The 16,383-nt window shown below is 60.1% G+C and carries 16 protein-coding genes; 1 reads left to right on the forward strand and 15 read right to left on the reverse strand.

Annotation, left to right across the window (positions count from 1 at the left end; all coding sequences use genetic code 11):
• Positions 1-8 precede the first annotated feature (8 nt).
• Complete coding sequence (locus tag BUA15_RS03345) at positions 9-581, forward strand: DUF2480 family protein (protein WP_072714602.1); 573 nt, start codon at positions 9-11, stop codon at positions 579-581.
• Here BUA15_RS03345 and BUA15_RS03350 read toward each other — a convergent pair.
• The 15 genes from BUA15_RS03350 to BUA15_RS03420 all read right to left on the reverse strand — a co-directional run bounded on the left by BUA15_RS03350 (position 574) and on the right by BUA15_RS03420 (position 16,362).
• Positions 574-1,146, reverse strand: coding sequence for a hypothetical protein (locus BUA15_RS03350; protein WP_072714518.1), 573 nt, complete (start codon positions 1,144-1,146; stop codon positions 574-576). The two genes, BUA15_RS03345 and BUA15_RS03350, sit on opposite strands and share 8 nt — an antisense overlap.
• Entirely contained in the window at positions 1,124-1,864 is a 741-nt protein-coding gene (locus BUA15_RS03355) for a class I SAM-dependent methyltransferase (RefSeq protein ID WP_072714519.1), read from the reverse strand. Before BUA15_RS03355 ends, BUA15_RS03350 begins: the two co-directional genes overlap by 23 nt.
• A gap of 6 nt (positions 1,865-1,870) precedes the next feature.
• Complete coding sequence (locus tag BUA15_RS03360; protein ID WP_072714520.1) at positions 1,871-3,106, reverse strand: 4-hydroxy-3-methylbut-2-enyl diphosphate reductase; 1,236 nt, start codon at positions 3,104-3,106, stop codon at positions 1,871-1,873.
• Between the two features lie 66 nt (positions 3,107-3,172).
• On the reverse strand, positions 3,173-4,303 hold the full coding sequence (gene tgt, locus BUA15_RS03365; protein ID WP_072714521.1) for a tRNA guanosine(34) transglycosylase Tgt: 1,131 nt from the start codon (positions 4,301-4,303) through the stop codon (positions 3,173-3,175).
• 108 nt (positions 4,304-4,411) lie between these two features.
• Complete coding sequence (gene rnpM, locus BUA15_RS03370) at positions 4,412-4,708, reverse strand: RNase P modulator RnpM (protein ID WP_072714522.1); 297 nt, start codon at positions 4,706-4,708, stop codon at positions 4,412-4,414.
• Positions 4,709-4,713: 5 nt separating this feature from the next.
• Positions 4,714-5,982: an AI-2E family transporter gene (locus tag BUA15_RS03375; RefSeq protein ID WP_072714523.1), complete on the reverse strand. Its 1,269-nt coding sequence runs from the start codon at positions 5,980-5,982 to the stop codon at positions 4,714-4,716.
• An 11-nt stretch (positions 5,983-5,993) separates the two neighbouring features.
• Entirely contained in the window at positions 5,994-7,082 is a 1,089-nt protein-coding gene (locus BUA15_RS03380; protein ID WP_072714524.1) for an MlaD family protein, read from the reverse strand.
• A gap of 60 nt (positions 7,083-7,142) precedes the next feature.
• Positions 7,143-7,880 (reverse strand): ABC transporter ATP-binding protein, encoded by a 738-nt coding sequence (locus BUA15_RS03385; protein WP_072714525.1) that lies wholly within the window; start codon positions 7,878-7,880, stop codon positions 7,143-7,145.
• Positions 7,881-8,052: 172 nt separating this feature from the next.
• Positions 8,053-8,406 (reverse strand): ArsR/SmtB family transcription factor, encoded by a 354-nt coding sequence (locus BUA15_RS03390; RefSeq protein ID WP_072714526.1) that lies wholly within the window; start codon positions 8,404-8,406, stop codon positions 8,053-8,055.
• A gap of 77 nt (positions 8,407-8,483) precedes the next feature.
• The gene (locus BUA15_RS03395; protein ID WP_072714527.1) at positions 8,484-10,286 is read right to left on the reverse strand and encodes an ABC transporter ATP-binding protein; all 1,803 of its coding nucleotides are present in this window, start codon (positions 10,284-10,286) and stop codon (positions 8,484-8,486) included.
• Positions 10,276-11,256, reverse strand: coding sequence for a ribonuclease Z (locus BUA15_RS03400; protein ID WP_072714528.1), 981 nt, complete (start codon positions 11,254-11,256; stop codon positions 10,276-10,278). The genes BUA15_RS03395 and BUA15_RS03400 overlap by 11 nt, the downstream gene beginning before the upstream one ends.
• 9 nt (positions 11,257-11,265) lie before the next feature.
• Complete coding sequence (locus BUA15_RS03405) at positions 11,266-13,068, reverse strand: ABC transporter ATP-binding protein (RefSeq protein WP_072714529.1); 1,803 nt, start codon at positions 13,066-13,068, stop codon at positions 11,266-11,268.
• 66 nt (positions 13,069-13,134) lie between these two features.
• A complete protein-coding gene (locus BUA15_RS03410) occupies positions 13,135-13,347 on the reverse strand; it encodes a hypothetical protein (RefSeq protein ID WP_072714530.1) in 213 nt (70 codons plus the stop codon).
• Positions 13,344-14,075 (reverse strand): NapC/NirT family cytochrome c, encoded by a 732-nt coding sequence (locus tag BUA15_RS03415; protein WP_072714531.1) that lies wholly within the window; start codon positions 14,073-14,075, stop codon positions 13,344-13,346. The genes BUA15_RS03410 and BUA15_RS03415 overlap by 4 nt, the downstream gene beginning before the upstream one ends.
• Positions 14,076-14,091: 16 nt before the next feature.
• Entirely contained in the window at positions 14,092-16,362 is a 2,271-nt protein-coding gene (locus BUA15_RS03420) for a molybdopterin oxidoreductase family protein (RefSeq protein WP_072714532.1), read from the reverse strand.
• Between the last annotated feature and the right edge of the window lie 21 nt (positions 16,363-16,383).

The raw sequence follows: 16,383 nt of genomic DNA on the forward strand, positions 1-16,383 counted from the left end.
TGCCGACCATGGAGCCAATTGTTAATCGTGTAGCTCAGAGCGACATCGTTGTTTACAACCTGGAAGCTCTCTGGGATGGGCATCCGATTGTGGAGCTGGACCTGGCTCCTTTTCTAGAGGAAGGCCTGATCTTACGTGAAAAACCGTTTCGTCAGCAGGTGCAAGCGCACGACTGGTCGCAGTATGCCGATCAGCATGTGGCGATCTACTGCTCGACGGAGGCGATCGTCCCCATCTGGGCCTACATGCTGGTTGCCACCAGATTGCACGGTATTGCCCGTTCGGTGGCTTTTGGACGGCGGGACGATCTGCTGCGCAATTATTTCGTCCGGGCCCTGGAACGCGAAGACTGGTCAGCGTATCGGGATCGCATTGTAGTGGTCAAGGGGTGTGCCAGTCGGGTTGTACCGGTCGATGCCTATGTGCAGGCGGTGCATCACCTCCAGCAGGTGGCCCGCAAGGTGATGTACGGCGAGCCCTGCTCGTCGGTCCCGCTCTGGCGACGGCCGGAAGCGCGTTCTCAGCCTACAGCCCGAGCCGTGCGCCCAGCCCTGCCCGACAGGGGGACATCGCTCAGTTAATGAAGGCCCGCTTCAGGTCGCTCCACGAAGGCACGTCGCCCTGCTGGCGATCGGTCCAGCGTTCCAGTGCCCAGAGTCCGCTAGGTTGCTGCGTAATTTCCCAGATCAGCCGCCCTTCGACAATAGTCGGAGCGTCTGGATGCGTGTGGGGTACCGTGAGCCGGTAGGATGCCTCCAGTACATAACGACGCTCGCTGTCGAAGCTGGCTCGCTCGTTGGAGAGCTGTAGCTGCGGCGTTGCCGAAGGAGACACGGCCGCTACCATGGCCGTGAAGTACTGCTCTTCCCGCGCCCGATTCCAGCCAGCCCATAGCGCCGGGTCGCGGCTCTGCGCCGTAGCGGTCGGGATAAACGTAAACGGCTCCGCCAGCGAGCGCACATAGTTGCCCGCATTCTGCTCCGCAATAGCGGCCTGCAGATTCTGCACCACGCGTTCTGGCGTATCGGGTTGCAGAAACGTACCGCTTTCTGCCACAGGTGCCTCAGGCTCACGCGGCGCAAACAGATCGCACCCGAGCAATCCTACCAGTACCAGCAGCCAGCTATGCCGCAGTCTTTCGCGCATACAGAATCAGCCGTGGACTGTCCGGCGTAAAGGGCCCTCCTGCATAGTCGCCTCGCGTCGCTTCCAGCGTCAAGCCAGCGGCTCGGTAAAGCTGTTGAAAATCTTCGAGGCGAAGCAGGCGGACCGACTCGTAAAAAATCTGCTCCTGTCCATCCCGGCGCAGGCGAATGCGCTTGTTGACCCGTCCGTTTTCGATCCAGCGTTCCTGAATGACTTCAATGCCGCTGCGTTGCTCCTGATCGCGAGGGACCAGATAGCGCTGCACATAGTCCGCGTTCAGGAAATCCTGGACCAGCCAGCCGCCAGGCCGCAGCGCCGTTGCCATAGCCCGAATAGCCCGAAAGTGATCCGCGTCTTCTTCGAAAAAGCCGAAGGCGGTAAACAGATTAACGACGCCGTCGAAGCAGGCCTGGCAGAACGGATTGCGCATATCGTGCCGGACGAAGCGGACGTTTGACAGGCCTTCGGCTGCGGCACGCGCCTGTGCAATCTGGAGCGCGCGCTCAGCGACATCGATGCCGGTCACCCGGTAGCCGCGTCGCGCCAGCACGCGGGCGTGGCGCCCACGCCCACACCCTACGTCCAGAATTTCACTTCCCGGTGCGGGTTGCGCCAACTGCTCGATCAGGTCCACCACCTGCTCGGCTTCGCGTTCGTCGCGTCGGTGATAGACCAGCTCGTATTCATCCTGGTTGAACCAGTCTTCGTACCAGCTCATGCAGGGTCAGACCAGAGCTTCCAGATAAGGAGCCAGCACTTCGTCTACCGGCCGCACCGGCTCAAACCACGTCAGCACACGCTGCAACACGGCTTCCAGCAGGGCATCCGGGCACGAGGCCCCGGCGGTCAGTACAATATCGACCGGCCGATGCACCGGCAGCCAGTTTTCGGATTCTCGAACGGTGCCCGCCTCCAGGTCGTAATGCCGGATGCGCTCGGGCGAAAGCAGCTCTTCCGGTCCTTTGACGAAGTAGGTGGGCATGCGCGCTGCGCACAGCTCCACCAGATGGCTTGTGTTCGAGGAGTTGTAGCCGCCTACAACCAGCGCCAGATCGCCGCCCGATTCGATGAGCGCCCGCGTGGCTTGCTGGTTTTCGTGCGTGGCATAGCAGAGCGTGTCGCTCGTGTCGGCAAAATGTTCGTGCAGATTTTCCAGGCCATACCGGTCGATCATTGCCTGACGCAGCAGGTCCGCAATGGCCTGCGTTTCCGTGGCCAGCATGGTGGTCTGGTTGACCACCCCAATGCGCTCCAGATCGCGTTCTGGATCAAACCCCTCCGAATAACGATCATGAAACCGTTCGTAAAAAAAGAAGCGATCCGCCTCACCTCGAATGACACGCGCCAGGTCGGTGGCCTCTTCCAGATCGCGCACCACCACTACCGGTGCCTCGCGCGCTGCGCGTGCAAACGTTGCGCGCGTCTCTTCATGATAGCGTTTGCCGTGGATCACAATTGTATAGCCACGCTGGCCAAGCTGGCTGCTGCGTTTCCAGACCTTTTCAACAAACGGGCAGGTTGTGTCGTAGCGGCGCACGTCCACGCCTCGGGCAGCCAGTTCGGCTTCGATTTCAGGGGTTGTGCCAAAGGCAGGAATGATCACGATATCGTCAGACCGGAGCACGTCGAACGGAATGAGCTGCTCGCCTCGGGTTGTTCGCAGAAAACGCACGCCGCGCTGCTCCAGATCGCGGTTGACGTGAGGATTATGAATCATCTCCGAGAGCAGGAAAATCCGTCGGCCCGGATTTTCCTCCAGCGCCCGGTAGGCAATCTCGACGGCCTGCTCCACCCCGTAGCAAAATCCGAAATGCCGTGCTAGCTTGAAACGGACCGGTCCAAAGTCCAGTACCGTCGGCGAAAAGTCTTTCTTGCGCGGATCCTGGCGGCGACGCGCCTCCTTGACGCGCGAGATGATCGGACTGCGATAAAAAACAGGGATGTCAAACTGCCGGGGCATAGCGCTTGCAGGATGCCAGCTCCACATGTTTTGGTCTAACGCCCCGTCTGCCAGGACGGTTCGGCCTCATAACCGGCGGCTGACGCGCGGCAGCATTTCGGCCATCCAGCTTCGATAGCGCCCTTCCAGAATGGCCCGGCGGGCCTCTCGCATGAGCCACAGATAAAAACTCAAATTCTGAAGCGTCGCAAGGTGCAGCCCCAGAATTTCACCTGCCTGAAAGAGATGCCGCACATACGCTTTTGTAAAAGTCTGCGAAACGTAGCTGTCCAGTCCGGGATCCAGCGGTGAAAAATCGGTCCGCCACTTTCGGTTGCGGATGTTCAGGATTCCTTCTGTTGTGAAGAGGGTGCCGTTGCGCCCGTTCCGAGTGGGCATCACGCAATCAAACAGATCCACGCCGCGCGCAATATTCTCCAGCAGATTAGCAGGCGTACCGACCCCCATCAGGTAACGCGGCCGCTCTACCGGAAGAATTTCGGTGACGACTTCGACCATTTCGTACATGCGCTCGGCAGGCTCCCCCACCGAAAGCCCGCCGATGGCATAGCCGGGAAAATTCATGTCCACCAGCGCACGAGCTGAAGCCCGCCGAAGCGCCGGGAAGACTCCTCCCTGCACAATCGCAAACAGGGCCTGTTCGTAGCCATAAAGCGGCCGGGTTGCTTCAAAGCGCCGTTTGCTACGCTCGGCCCAGCGGAGCGTCAGTTCGTGCGCCCGACGTGCTGCTTCCAGGGAAGCATCGCCTGGCGGACACTCGTCCAGCACCATCATAATGTCAGCCCCGATCACCCGCTGGTAATCCACAACCCCTTCGGGGGTAAACAGATGGCGGGAACCGTCCAGGTGGCTCTGAAACCAGACGCCTTCTTCCGTCAGCTTGCGAAGGGCCGCCAGCGAAAAGACCTGGAACCCTCCCGAATCGGTCAGGATGGGACCGTCCCAGCCCATGAAGCGGTGCAGACCGCCGGCCTGCCGCAGCACCTCCAGACCGGGTCGCAGGTAGAGATGGTACGTATTGCCCAGGATGATCTGCGCTCCTATGTCCTGGCGTAGCTCCCGGGGACCGACCGCCTTCACGCTACCGACCGTGCCCACCGGCATGAACATGGGCGTCTCAACCACGCCATGCGGCGTTTCGAGCCGTCCGGCCCGCGCCCGCGTTTCGGAATCGACGTATTCCAGGGTGAATCGCATGGGACTTCTGCACGTCTGCGGCGGCCTTCCACGCCGTCTGCCGTGTCAGGATCCACGTGAGCCTTCTCTCCCCCGACGCCTCGTCATCTCCTTCCAGACATGGGGCGGCTATGCGTCGCTGCGTTCCGCCACACGTTGCTGCACGCGATCGGCCCAGGCAGCCAGCGCGGCGCGGGCTTCGGCATCAAGCTCCGTGCGCAATGCCCGCTGCAACCGGGGAAAGGCTTTTTTCAGGTTCCAGCAGGCAGGACGCGGACACAGGTAGGCTCCTCGGCCGGGCTTCTTCTGCTCGGGGTCCAGCTCGACGCGACCGTCCGGCCGCCGCACAATGCGCACCAGCTCGTGTTTGGGGCGCCTCGTGCGGCAGACTACGCAGGAGCGGATGGGTACGTGCTTTTCGGCCATAACCCCTATTCAGCCACGCTGGTAGCTTCAGAAGGAGTCGAAACGGCCAGCTTCTCGCGGGCTTCTCGGTAGCTCTGGTAGAAGCCCACCATGATGGCGGTGGTGGGCACGGCGATAAGCAGGCCGAAGGCGCCCAGGAAGTATCCAAATACGAACAGGGAGAGCAGAATCAACACCGGATGCAGCCCCACCTGGTGGCTCAGGATGTGCGGAGAAAGGACGCTGGCCTCAAGCAACCCCTGTCCGAGCAGCACGGCCGTTACAATGACCGCATCCAGCCAGGGAGGATCCCCAAAGAGCAAGGCGATCAGCAGGGCAATGATGTTGGTCAGCACAGCGCCCAGGTTGGGAATCAGGTTCAGCACGCCGGCCAGCAGACCAATCAGCAGGGCGAAGGGCACATCGAAAATCACCAGCGCCACCGATACGTTGAAAGCGGCAATCAAGCTGATCAGAACCTGGCCGCGAAGATAATTGCCGACCACTGTGCCAGCGTACATCAGATAGTCGCGACGTCCGTTGTGCTTCGGGAATAGATTGATGAGCGCCTGGCTCAGCCGCGGATAGTCCTTCAGGGTATAGAAGATTAACATGGGCAGGATCGCCAGCACCGTCAGAACCCCCAGCAACGAACCAATAGACTGCGCCAGCGCAGCTAGCGTCCCGGGCAGTTTCTCCGTCAGCGTATTGAGCTGCGCCTGCAAAAACGCTGTCAGTTGCTGAATCAGCGCCTGGCGATCAAACGGCAGCACTTCTTCAAGCCGATCCAACAGCGGGCTTTCATGCAGCCATTGCCGCAGTTGCGCCATGCTGTCCAGCAACTGACGCAAGAGTTCGATTAACTGGCCGACAATGGCCGGTACCAGCCAGAGCAGCATCGCGCCAATTACCCCGACCACCAGGATCGTAACCGCCCAGGCCGAGACCCACCGGGGCACGCTCAGCCGGCGCTCCAGCAAATCGACCAGCGGATTGGTCAGGTACGCCAGCAGATAGGCCACGACAAATGGCAGCAAAACGCTCTGCAATTGGCTTAGCACCCAGAATAGCAACAGAAAGCCGCCCGAACGTAGCAGGGCCCGAACGGATCGATAGCGCCGCAGCGGCCAGAGCAGGATCAGCGCGGCCATGGCGATCAGCAACGGATTGAGAAACTCGCGCAGCTCATAGAGCAACGCCAGAAACAGTGCCAGGCCGCCTCCCAGCAGGAGCGTCTCAAACGGCCCCAGCCGCGGTTCGTCTGAATCACTCGGTGTGAACTTGGGAGGTGTCATATAGCTACCCTTTAACGTCCGTTCGTGCTGCGCAACGAGTCGGCCAGGGCCGACAGACGAGTTTCCAGGGCTTTCAATCGGGCTTCGCGTTGTTGCAATTGTCGCTCCCAGGCGTCCAGCTCCCGCATGCGCGCCTGCAACTGCCGATAGGCCTGCTCAATTGCGCGTTCCCGGACCTCGAAGGGCGCTCGTTCCATGTACCCGCGTTCCTCAAAATACCGGCGGAAAAGCCAGTTATGCTTGGCGGCTTCCATCAATTCGGCGAATCGGTAGGCGCCGAGCGCTCCCCAGTTGGCCGCATTCTCTGCCGCGCCGGTGATCGCTCGCAAATCAGAAGCCACCTGACGCAGCGTGTCGGCCGTGGCCAGCAGTCGTTCATACAACGCTGGATCGTTTAGCATGCGGGCCATGGTACCTTCTCCCTGGTCGATTTTGTTCAGGATCGACTGCACGCCCTGCGTCGCCTCTTCAGCCAGCGCCACCAGCGCTTCGGCATTGTTGGCCAGATTGTTCAGCACGCGCCGCGTTTCGTTCGTGGTAGCCACAAACTCGTTGTAGAGCGTCGGGTCATAGATCAGTTTACCCAGCGTCCCTTCCCCGGCCTGCACGTCGAGCATAATCTGCCGAAACGCATTGGCCGCATCCTCAAAGCGCTGCACCGAAGCCAGCGTTCGGTCTGTGATTTCAAACAGATCGAAGGGATCGACTCCCACAATCAGATCTCCCTCAGAGACCGGTTCTCCCTGAACGCCCGGTGGATTGACCAGCACTACAATCTGTTGACCAACCAGCCCTTCACTTTTAATCTGGGCCTGGGTTCGCGTATGGATGACCCGGCGGGCTTCCTCCTTGATCGCCATGGTCACTTCAATCTGCCCGCCCGGCTCTGGAGGTAACTGCACGGCCTCAACGCGGCCTACGTTCACCCCCTGAAACTGCACCGGTGCGCCGGGTACCAGTCCGGCCACCCGGTTAAAGCGCGCGCGCAGCAGGAACGTATCGCTCAAGAGAAACGAGCGATTTGCAATCGCAAACAACGCGGCAACAAACAACGCGATGCCCGCCAGCGCCAGCAGTCCGACCCGTGCTTCCCGCGACATGATGGTCCCTGGTTAGTGAATGATTGCCCAGAAAAAGCTGTGCCGCAAGGTTTGAATTCGTCAGGTTCCAAAGAAGTTGCGCAGCACCGGGTGATCAGACCGCCGCAGCTCGTCCAGGGTCCCACTCATCAGGATGCGCCCTTCGTGCAAGAAGTGAGCACGGTCGGCAATGATTTCCGCACAGAGCAGGTCGTGTGTGATGGCGATGGAGGTGATGCCCCGTTCATCGCGCAACCGCACGATCAGCTCCGAGACGGTCCGCACCGACACCGGATCCAGTCCGGTAGTTGGCTCATCATAAAGCAGCAGCTTTGGCTCCAGGATGATGGCCCGCGCCAGGGCAATCCGTTTGCGCTGTCCGCCCGAAAGTTCGGCTGGATACTGGGGCGCGGTATGGTACAATCCGACCCAATTGAGCGTCTCCAGAATGCGGTCCCGCCGTTCCGCTTGGCTAAGCGCTGTATGGCGTTCCAGCAAAAAATTCAGGTTTTCAAAGACGGTCATCGAGTCAAATAGCGCCCCACTCTGGAACAGATAGCCGATCGACAGGCGCAGGCGGTCGAGCGCTTCGCCCTCCAGCCGGTCCACCCGCTGCCCAAACACCCAGACGGCCCCGCGGTCGGGCACGAGCAGCCGTACAATGTGCTTGAGCAGCACGCTCTTGCCCGTACCCGAGCCGCCCATGACCACCACCGAGGTGCCTTCCTCGACCTCCAGCGACAGTCCCCGCAACACCTCGCGCGCGCCAAAACGCTTGTGCACGTTGTGCAACGCTACGACAATCCCAGGCGACGACATCGCTCCAGACGATTCAACGGCGGGTAAGGAGCTGCCTGAACGTTTCTTCAGCCAAACGTTGGAGGGCAATATAAAGGAAGCAGGGAAAAAATTCGCAGCTTTGCTTTCCAGGCCCGGGCAGCATCCGCAGCCAGCCCTCCATTACCTCCTCAAAAGAAACGATTGCTTCCCTTCAGGCCACCTGAGGGGGCAAACCCGATTCAGGCGAAAAAGCGGGGCGAAGCTGGATCATAAGGAAACGAAACGCCCGGTCCAGTTCCTGCAGCACTTCGGGACAAATGCGATAGTAGGAACGGGGTCCTTCTGCCTGGAAGGTAATCAGTCCTACTTCTCGCAGCGTGCGTAGATGCTGCGAAATCGTAGCCTGCGCCAGCGGCAGTTCCTCCACCAGCTCAAAGCAGGGCATGGTCCCGCGCTCAGCCAGCAATTTCAGGATAGCGATGCGCGCCGGATGGCCCAGCGCCCGCATTAGTGCTGCCATGCGCTCCTCGGGCGGCAGGAATCGTCTGGCTTCGTTTCGCGCCATGTTTTTTCGATAAATCGTTTTTCGCCGATAGGCAATGACACAAGGATACAAGCTCTGTTCCAGGAATACAAGATGGGTCAGGCGGCTGAGCGCGTCTGTTCCAGGAATTGCAGTTCGTAGAGCCGACGATAGAGTCCATCGCGGGCCATGAGTTCCTGATGGGTGCCCTGCTCCCGCACTTCGCCGCGATGCATCACCAGGATTTGATCGGCGTGCTGGATGGTGGAGAGTCGGTGGGCGATGATAATTGCTGTGCGACCGCGCAGCAGCGTTTCCATGGCGCGCTGAATGAGCTGTTCGGTCTCGGTATCGACGCTGGAGGTGGCCTCGTCGAGTACCAGTACTTCGGGATCATAGACCAGCGCCCGCACAAACGACAGGAGCTGGCGTTGACCATGCGAGAGTGTCAGTCCGCGTTCGCGCACGTCCTGATGGTACCCGTGGGGCAATCGTTCAATAAACCGGTCGGCACCGATCAGCCGAGCGGCTTCCTGCACTTTTTCAAAGGGAATAGACGGATCGCCCAGCGTGATGTTGTCCAGCACCGTACCGGAGAAAAGAAACACATCTTGCAACACCAGACCAATGTGTCGGCGTAGATCATGCAGCGCATAGGTGCGCACGTCATGGCCGTCCACCAGGATCTGGCCACGCTGCACGTCATAGAAACGCAATAGCAGGTTAATGATGGTGGTTTTGCCAGCGCCGGTTGCCCCTACGATGGCCACATGCTGACCGGGTTCGACCGTAAAGGATACGTTGCGTAGCACCCAGTTAGGTTCCTGTCCGTCGGCGGGCTGTTCGTCGTAGGTGAACCAGACGTTTCGGAATTCGATGCGGCCGCGCAGGCGTTGGATACGCACAGGTTGAGCAGGCTCAGGCAGCGCCGTATCCTGGTCGAGCAGGCCAAAGATGCGCTCTGCGCCCGCCATGGCGCTCTGCAGCATGTTGTACTGGTCCGACAGGTTGCGGATCGGTTCGAAGAACTGCCGCACGTACTGAATGAACGCAATGAGCACGCCGAGCGTCAGCGTACCATCAAGTGCCCGCATGCCTCCTACCCAGAGCACCAGTCCAAGTGCTGCATCAGCAACCAGTTGCACAACCGGCCAGAACAGGGCAAAGTAAAAGACCGTCTTGATCTGAGCCTGGCGGTGCGCATCATTAATGGCCTGGAAGCGACGCAGCTCCTCGGCCTCTCGATTGAAGAGCTGCACGATCTTCATGCCGCTGATGTGCTCCTGCAAGAAGGCGTTCAGGCGGGCGATCTGCCGGCGCGTTTCCCGGTACTGCGCCCGCACTTTGCGCCGAAACCAGGCGACTGCTACGACCATAAGCGGCATGACCGAGAGCGTTACGAGCGCCAGTCGCCACTCCAGCATAAACATGAAATACGCGATGAACACGATCCGGAACAGATCGCCCAGGATGCGCACCACGCCGGCCGACAGCATATCGCTGAGCGATTCCACGTCGTTCGTAACGCGCGTGATGAGCCGCCCCACCGGCGTGCGATCAAAAAAGCGCAGCGACTGGCGTTGGATGTGCCGGTAAACTTTTGTGCGGATGTCGTAGATCGCCTGCTGGCCAATCCACTGGGTCAGGTAGTCGTTCACGAACGACAGTGCAGCTTCCACGACGAGCACGCCGATCAGCAACAGGATAATCTGTTGCAGTCCGTTCCAGTCGCCGGCTACGATGTGCTGGTCGATGGCTACCTGGACCAGCTTGGGTCGGAGAGGTCCCAGAAACGCTTCAGCCATGACCGTGCAGAAGGCCAGGGCCACCCAGCCCTTATAGGGCCACAGGTAGCTGGCCAGTCGCCACAGGAGTCGGCGGTCTAACCCGGGCGCCTCGTCGCGTGCTGTTTTATCGTCCACGGCTATCGGTCACGTTGGCCGTTTCCTGCAGAGAAGCCTGTCGTGGATTGTGGAGCGGCACGGCGTAGCGCTTCAATTCTTCGGCTGCTTCCGTGTTTGGAAAGATGATGCGGGCTTCCGCTACCAGCGGCGACGGATCCTCATAACGAGCGCTGAAGTGTCCCAGCAGCAGCCGATGGGCGCCGGCTGCACGAGCCAATTCGGCTGCCTCGCGGGCCGTTGCGTGCCCTCGTTCGATCGCCAGCGCGCGGTGCTCATCCCCGAAGGTCGCTTCGTGGTACAGGAGGTCGACCCCTTCGGCGAGCAGACGGCCGTTTTCACAGGGACGGGTGTCGGTCAGGTACGCAAACGTACGGCCCGGGATAGGCGGCCCTACTACCTCTTCGGGACGTACCCAGCGGTTGCGTGCCCAGACCGGCTGTCCTTCCTTCAGAGCCCGGTACTGCGCAGGGTCGGTCACGCCAAGCGCCTGGGCCCGCGCCACGTCCAGATGCCCGGGACGCATGCGTTCCTCAAACCGATACCCTACGGTAAATACCCGATGCTCTACGGGCCGTGCCGTTACAACGTACTCGGGCGTCTCAAACACTACAGCGTGCGTAACATCTTCCGCCAGCTCTACATAACGGATCGGGAAGCCGCGCTCTTTTGCTGACAGACCGGGGACCGATTCGATCACCTTTCCGATTCCTTCGGGTCCTACCACGACCAGCGGATCCGTGCGGTTCACCATACTCAGCGTGGCCAACAGGCCAAACAGCCCGTAAAAGTGATCCCCATGAAAATGGGTGATAAAGATGGCCTCCAGACGTGAGGATTTGAGATGGGCTGCCAGTAACCGGTACTGCGTGCCCTCGCCACAGTCGAACAGCAGCAGGCGGCCGGCCCGCCACAGGGCTACCGACGACAGATGCCGCGTGCGGGTAGGAATGGCCGAGGCGGTTCCCAGCGGAATAATGAAAAGCTCCACGACGGTTACTTACAGTTGTTTCAACTCCTCTTCCAGCAACTGCTGCCGATACAGGCGGGCGTATAGACCGTTTTGCTTGAGCAGTTCCGTATGCGTGCCCCGTTCCACGATCCGTCCCTCATCCAGTACCAGGATCAGGTCGGCTTCCTGCACCGCCGAAATGCGATGGCTGACTATCACAACTGTGCGCTTGCCGTAGTGCCGCCGGAGCTGCCGGAGGATGCGCCGCTCTGTCTCTGTATCGACGGCCGAGAGTGCATCGTCCAGAATGAGAATGCGTGGGCGACGGATCAGCGCCCGCGCAATGGCCGTGCGTTGTTTTTGCCCGCCCGACAGCGTAATGCCTCGTTCTCCGACAAACGTTTCAAAGCCATGTGGGAAGCGCCGCACGTTCTCCAGCAAGTCTGCTTCGCAGGCGGCTTCTTCAATACGGCGAAGGTCGGTTTCCTGTTCGCCAAAGGCGATGTTGGCAGCTACTGTATCGCTAAAGAGAAACACATCCTGTGGGGCATAACCAATGGCGCGGCGCAGCAGAGCCAGCGGAATGCGCCGCACGTCGCGTCCGTCAATCTCTACGACCCCCTGCACCGGCTCAATCAGCCGCGGGATGAGCTCCACCAACGTGGTTTTGCCCGCGCCGGTTCGTCCGACAATGCCCAGCACGCCACCAGCCGGCAGATCAAAGTTGATGTCTTCCAGAACCCATGGCCCGTCCTCTTCATAACGGAAATACACATGCTTGAACGTGATACGTCCTTCGATATGGCAAATGGAAGTGTCCGTCCAGGCCGGATCGTCTCGAATTTCAGGCTCGGTGTCAAAGATCTCAGCCAGTCGGTTCATGGAAGCCGAGGCGCGCTGCACCATGGATAGAACAAATCCGACCGATGCTACGGGCCAGGTCATCAAGGCTACATAAATGATAAACTCGGCAATGTTACCGATGGTAATAGCCCCGGCCATTGCCAGTTGTCCCCCCTTCCATACGACCAGGATGGTGGCCATACCCGTTAGCAGAATAAAGATCGGCGACCAGAAGGCATCGACGCGCGCCAGGTCGAGCATGCGACGACGATAGGCTTCGCTTTCGGCATCAAAAGCGCGCGCCTCGGCCGTTTCGCGCGTGTAGGCCTTCAGCACACGAATGCCGTTGAGCGCCTCCTGCACGCGACTGGTCAGCCGTGCGTACTGCGCCTGCAACGCATCGCTGCGCCGATGCACCTGGTGTGCCACCCAGAAGACGCCTCCAGCCAGCAGCGGCATGGGGAGCAACGTGTAGAGCGTCAGCTCGGGCGAGATCAAGAGCATGGCCGTAATGGCGGCCACCATGAGCACCACCGCTCGCGCAGCGTACATAACCGCCGGTCCTACATAGCGCCGCACCTGTTCGATATCGCTGGTAGCACGCGTGAGCACGTCGCCGGTAGAAAATTTCCGATAGAAGCTTGGCGGCAATCGTTGCAGATGCTCATACAGCGCGTTGCGAAGGTCGTACTCAATGTGCCGTGAGGCCACCACGAGCGTCCGGCGCATCAGGAACGTGAACAGTCCGCTGAGCAGGCTCAATCCCAGAATGACGCCGCTGTAGAAAAGCAAGCCTGTTACCACATACGCGTAGAAGAAAGGCTGTGCAGACGTCCCTTCGACCGCCCGGTAGTAGGCAACAAAGCGCGGAATGCTGTCCACTGCCTGGCGGACAACCCCCGGCGCCAGCATCGCAAACAACGCCGAAGCAATAGCGCAGAGCAGTCCCGGGCCGAACAGCCGTCGGTACTTCCAGAAGTACGCATTGAGCCGGACGAGCGTCCCCATACGCCAACCAATCCACAGCAACAGCCCGTCTCGAACGCCCGATCCGGCCCACCTGATCCGGCCGCTTCAGAGCGCGCCGCGCTGCCTCAGGTCGCGAATCACTACAAGCACGTAGAGCACCAGCGCAGCCACAAGCAACGGCACGCCCAGAAACACACCGATACCGACGCTCCAGGCTGCAAAACCACTAAGCAGCAACACCAGCAGGCAGCTCAGGCCAATGATGGCCAGCACAACCGCCGTGCGCAGTAACCGATCGACCGAAGCCGTAGCATTCATGGCATCTTACCCGACGATGGCACAGGAGTAGCTGACGAAAGCAGACGCGCCCGCTCAGGCGGAGTCGGGTGAGGAGGACCGTGGCAACTCGTGCAGGCGACCCGGTCTGCCCGCAAATCGGTCAGAAGCGCTCCATGCGTGGGCACCCGCTGGAACGCATCTGTTTCGCCATGACAGTTCAGACAGTTGACGTTTGGATACGATCCGCTGTACTGAATGGGTTCTTCCCAACTGCGGGTTACGTAGAGCAGCCAGTGCCGGATACCATCGCGCTTGGCTTCCAGAGAGCCATGCAAACCATACGTCGTATGGCAGGCATAGCACTGGTTTTCTGGAATCCACTTGTTGCGGTAGTGACGGGCCGCCAGGGTAGCGCTGTGCGGATCCTGCAGATCCTGCACAAAGGGTTCCATCACATGGCACGAATTGCAGGACGCTACGGTCTTTGTTTCCTCAAACACAAACTCGAAAGCCCCCATCAATGCCAGAGCCGGCAACGCAAAGAGGCCCAGCAGCATAGCCCAGTGGTAGAAAGGACGCGGGAGCCGGTCGCGCAGCACCCAGTGACTCAGCACCAGCCATCCAATGCCCAGCAGGGCTGCAACAATGCCAACGATCCGAAACAGTTCGGCCGAGGTTATTCCAGGCATTTCGCCTTCTGCAGCCCAGGCCAGACGGGGCCACCCGATCAACAGCCCCAGCAGAAGTATGCGGTGCAAACGAATCATGACGCTCCCCAAGGTTTCAGGCCGCCGGAGAGACTGGCCGAATACGCACAGCACTCTCCTTAAAGGCCGGTTCTTTGGAAATAGGATCGACCGTAGGATTGACCACCCGGTTGACCAATGCTTCGGGCGAATGGAACGGCGCGAACACAACGCCCGGTGTAATATCCGTGCTTACGCGCGCTTGCAACACGGCCCGCCCGCGTCGACTTTCGACCAGTACCGGTTCCCCATCGCGAATGCCATAGCGATGTGCATCTCGGGGGTGCACTACCAGGAAGTCGGTGGTAATATCTTCCAGCTCTTTCAGCTTACCGGTTAGCGTCAGCGTATGCCAGTGTTCATAGACGCGTCCGGTAACCAGCGTCAGCGGATACGCATCCGTGCGCGGATCACTTGGCGGCTTCTGATGCTCCAGAAAAACGACGGCCCGTCCGTCAGGTCGTCCATAGAAGTCAAAACGGCCCGTACCCTTTGCCATTGGATCTTCGCCTGGCACGTAGCGGCGGCAGGTTCCTGGATGATCCTCAGTAGGCGCCGGCCAGAGAATCCCCCGTTCTTTTTTGAGCCGCTCGTACGTAATCCCGGCAAAATTGTACGGCGAATGGGCCGAAATCTGCCGCCACTCATCCCAGATGGCCTCTGGCGTGCGCGCCTTGATCAGCTCCCCATAGCCCAGCCGATCGGCCAGCTCGATCAGGATCTCCAGGTCTGAGCGCGCTTCGCCCGGCGGATCGACGAGCTTGGGTACCAGATGGTAGCGCCGCTCCGACTGGCTGTAGACCCCGCCTTTCTCCACCCACATAGCTGTTGGCAGAAAGACGTCCGCAAACTGCGTCGTTTCGGTAGGATAAACCGCATCCGCTACCACCAGAAATGTGCGTGCCATTGCCTCCCGATAGCGATCGGCATGCGGAAGCGACTGCGCCGGATTGGTGCCCATGATGAGCACGCACTTCAGATCCCCCCGCCGCATGGCCTCAAACATGGCCACCGCATGATAACCGGGCTTCGGGCTAATGCGCCCGCGCGGCACGCCCCACAGATCTTCCATCTCCGCTCGATGCTTCGGATTTGTCACCACACGCCCGTTGGGCAGTGCATGCGCCAGGGCACCCGTGTCACGCACGCCTCCCCCTGCATTGGGCTGCCCGGTCAGTGAAAACGGAGTAGCGCCCGGACGTCCGATATGCCCTGTAAGCAAGTGCATGGCGTTGATCAGCCGATTGGCTGCCGTCCCCTGCGCCTGCTGATTCAGCCCCATGGTCCAGATCGACATGGTGGCTTCGGAGGCCGCAAACAGGTAAGCCACTTCCTCGATCAGCCGGGCATCAATGCCACAGATTGACGCAACCCGCTCGGGCGCGTACTGAGCTACATGGCGCTTTAAATCTTCAAAAGTGCGCGGCGCATTGCCCTCCCGGAACGTCAGATAGTTTTCGACCATGTCCTGGTCGATAAAACCGTTCCGGATGAACTCATAAATCATGGCATTATATAGCGCCACATCGGTCCCCGGCCGAATGGGCAGGTGATAGTCGGCATGGCGGGCGGTGCGCGTGCGGCGCGGATCCACCACAATGATTACCGTCTCGGGCCGACTCCGCTTGCGGTCGAGCACGCGCTCCCAGACGATAGGATGACAGTCGGCCGTGTTAGAGCCGGTAATGAAAAAGCACGTGGCCGCGTCAATGTCTTCGTAGCAGCCCAGGGGCTCATCCTTTCCAAAAACCGAAATGTATCCGGCGGCTGCGGAAGCCATGCACAGCCGGGGATTGCCATCCACGTTGTTCGTGCCTATGCCGGCCTTGAAAAGCTTGTTCGCCGTATAGCTTTCTTCTGTGAAGAGCTGACCGCTGCCATAAAAAGCCACACTGTCGGGGCCGTAGCGGTCAATGGCCTCCCGAAAGCGCCGGGCCACCAGGTCCATGGCTTCGTCCCAGCTAGCCCGCTCCAACCGCCCATTGCGGCGGATCATAGGATAAAGCGCCCGGTCGCGAACGTAGAGAATCTCGCGGTTTAAAACGCCCTTGACACAAAGCCGCCCGCGGTTGTGGGCATACTCATCCCCTTTGATGTCCACGACCCGGCCATCGCGCACGCCGATCATAATCCCACAACCGGTTCCGCAAAACCGACAGACTCCTTTGTGCCAGCTATCAACCGGAACCGCGGGCTCACGCTGCCAGAAACCTGCACACCCAGAAATAGGACCGGTCAGGATCAATCCGCCAGCTAATGCACTGAGCCGCTGGAGCAGCTCACGACGGGTCAGTTTTTCACGCTCCATAGAAAAGGACAGGTTCAAATC

The organism is Rhodothermus profundi (genome assembly GCF_900142415.1).
GTDB classification, from domain to species: domain Bacteria; phylum Bacteroidota; class Rhodothermia; order Rhodothermales; family Rhodothermaceae; genus Rhodothermus; species Rhodothermus profundi.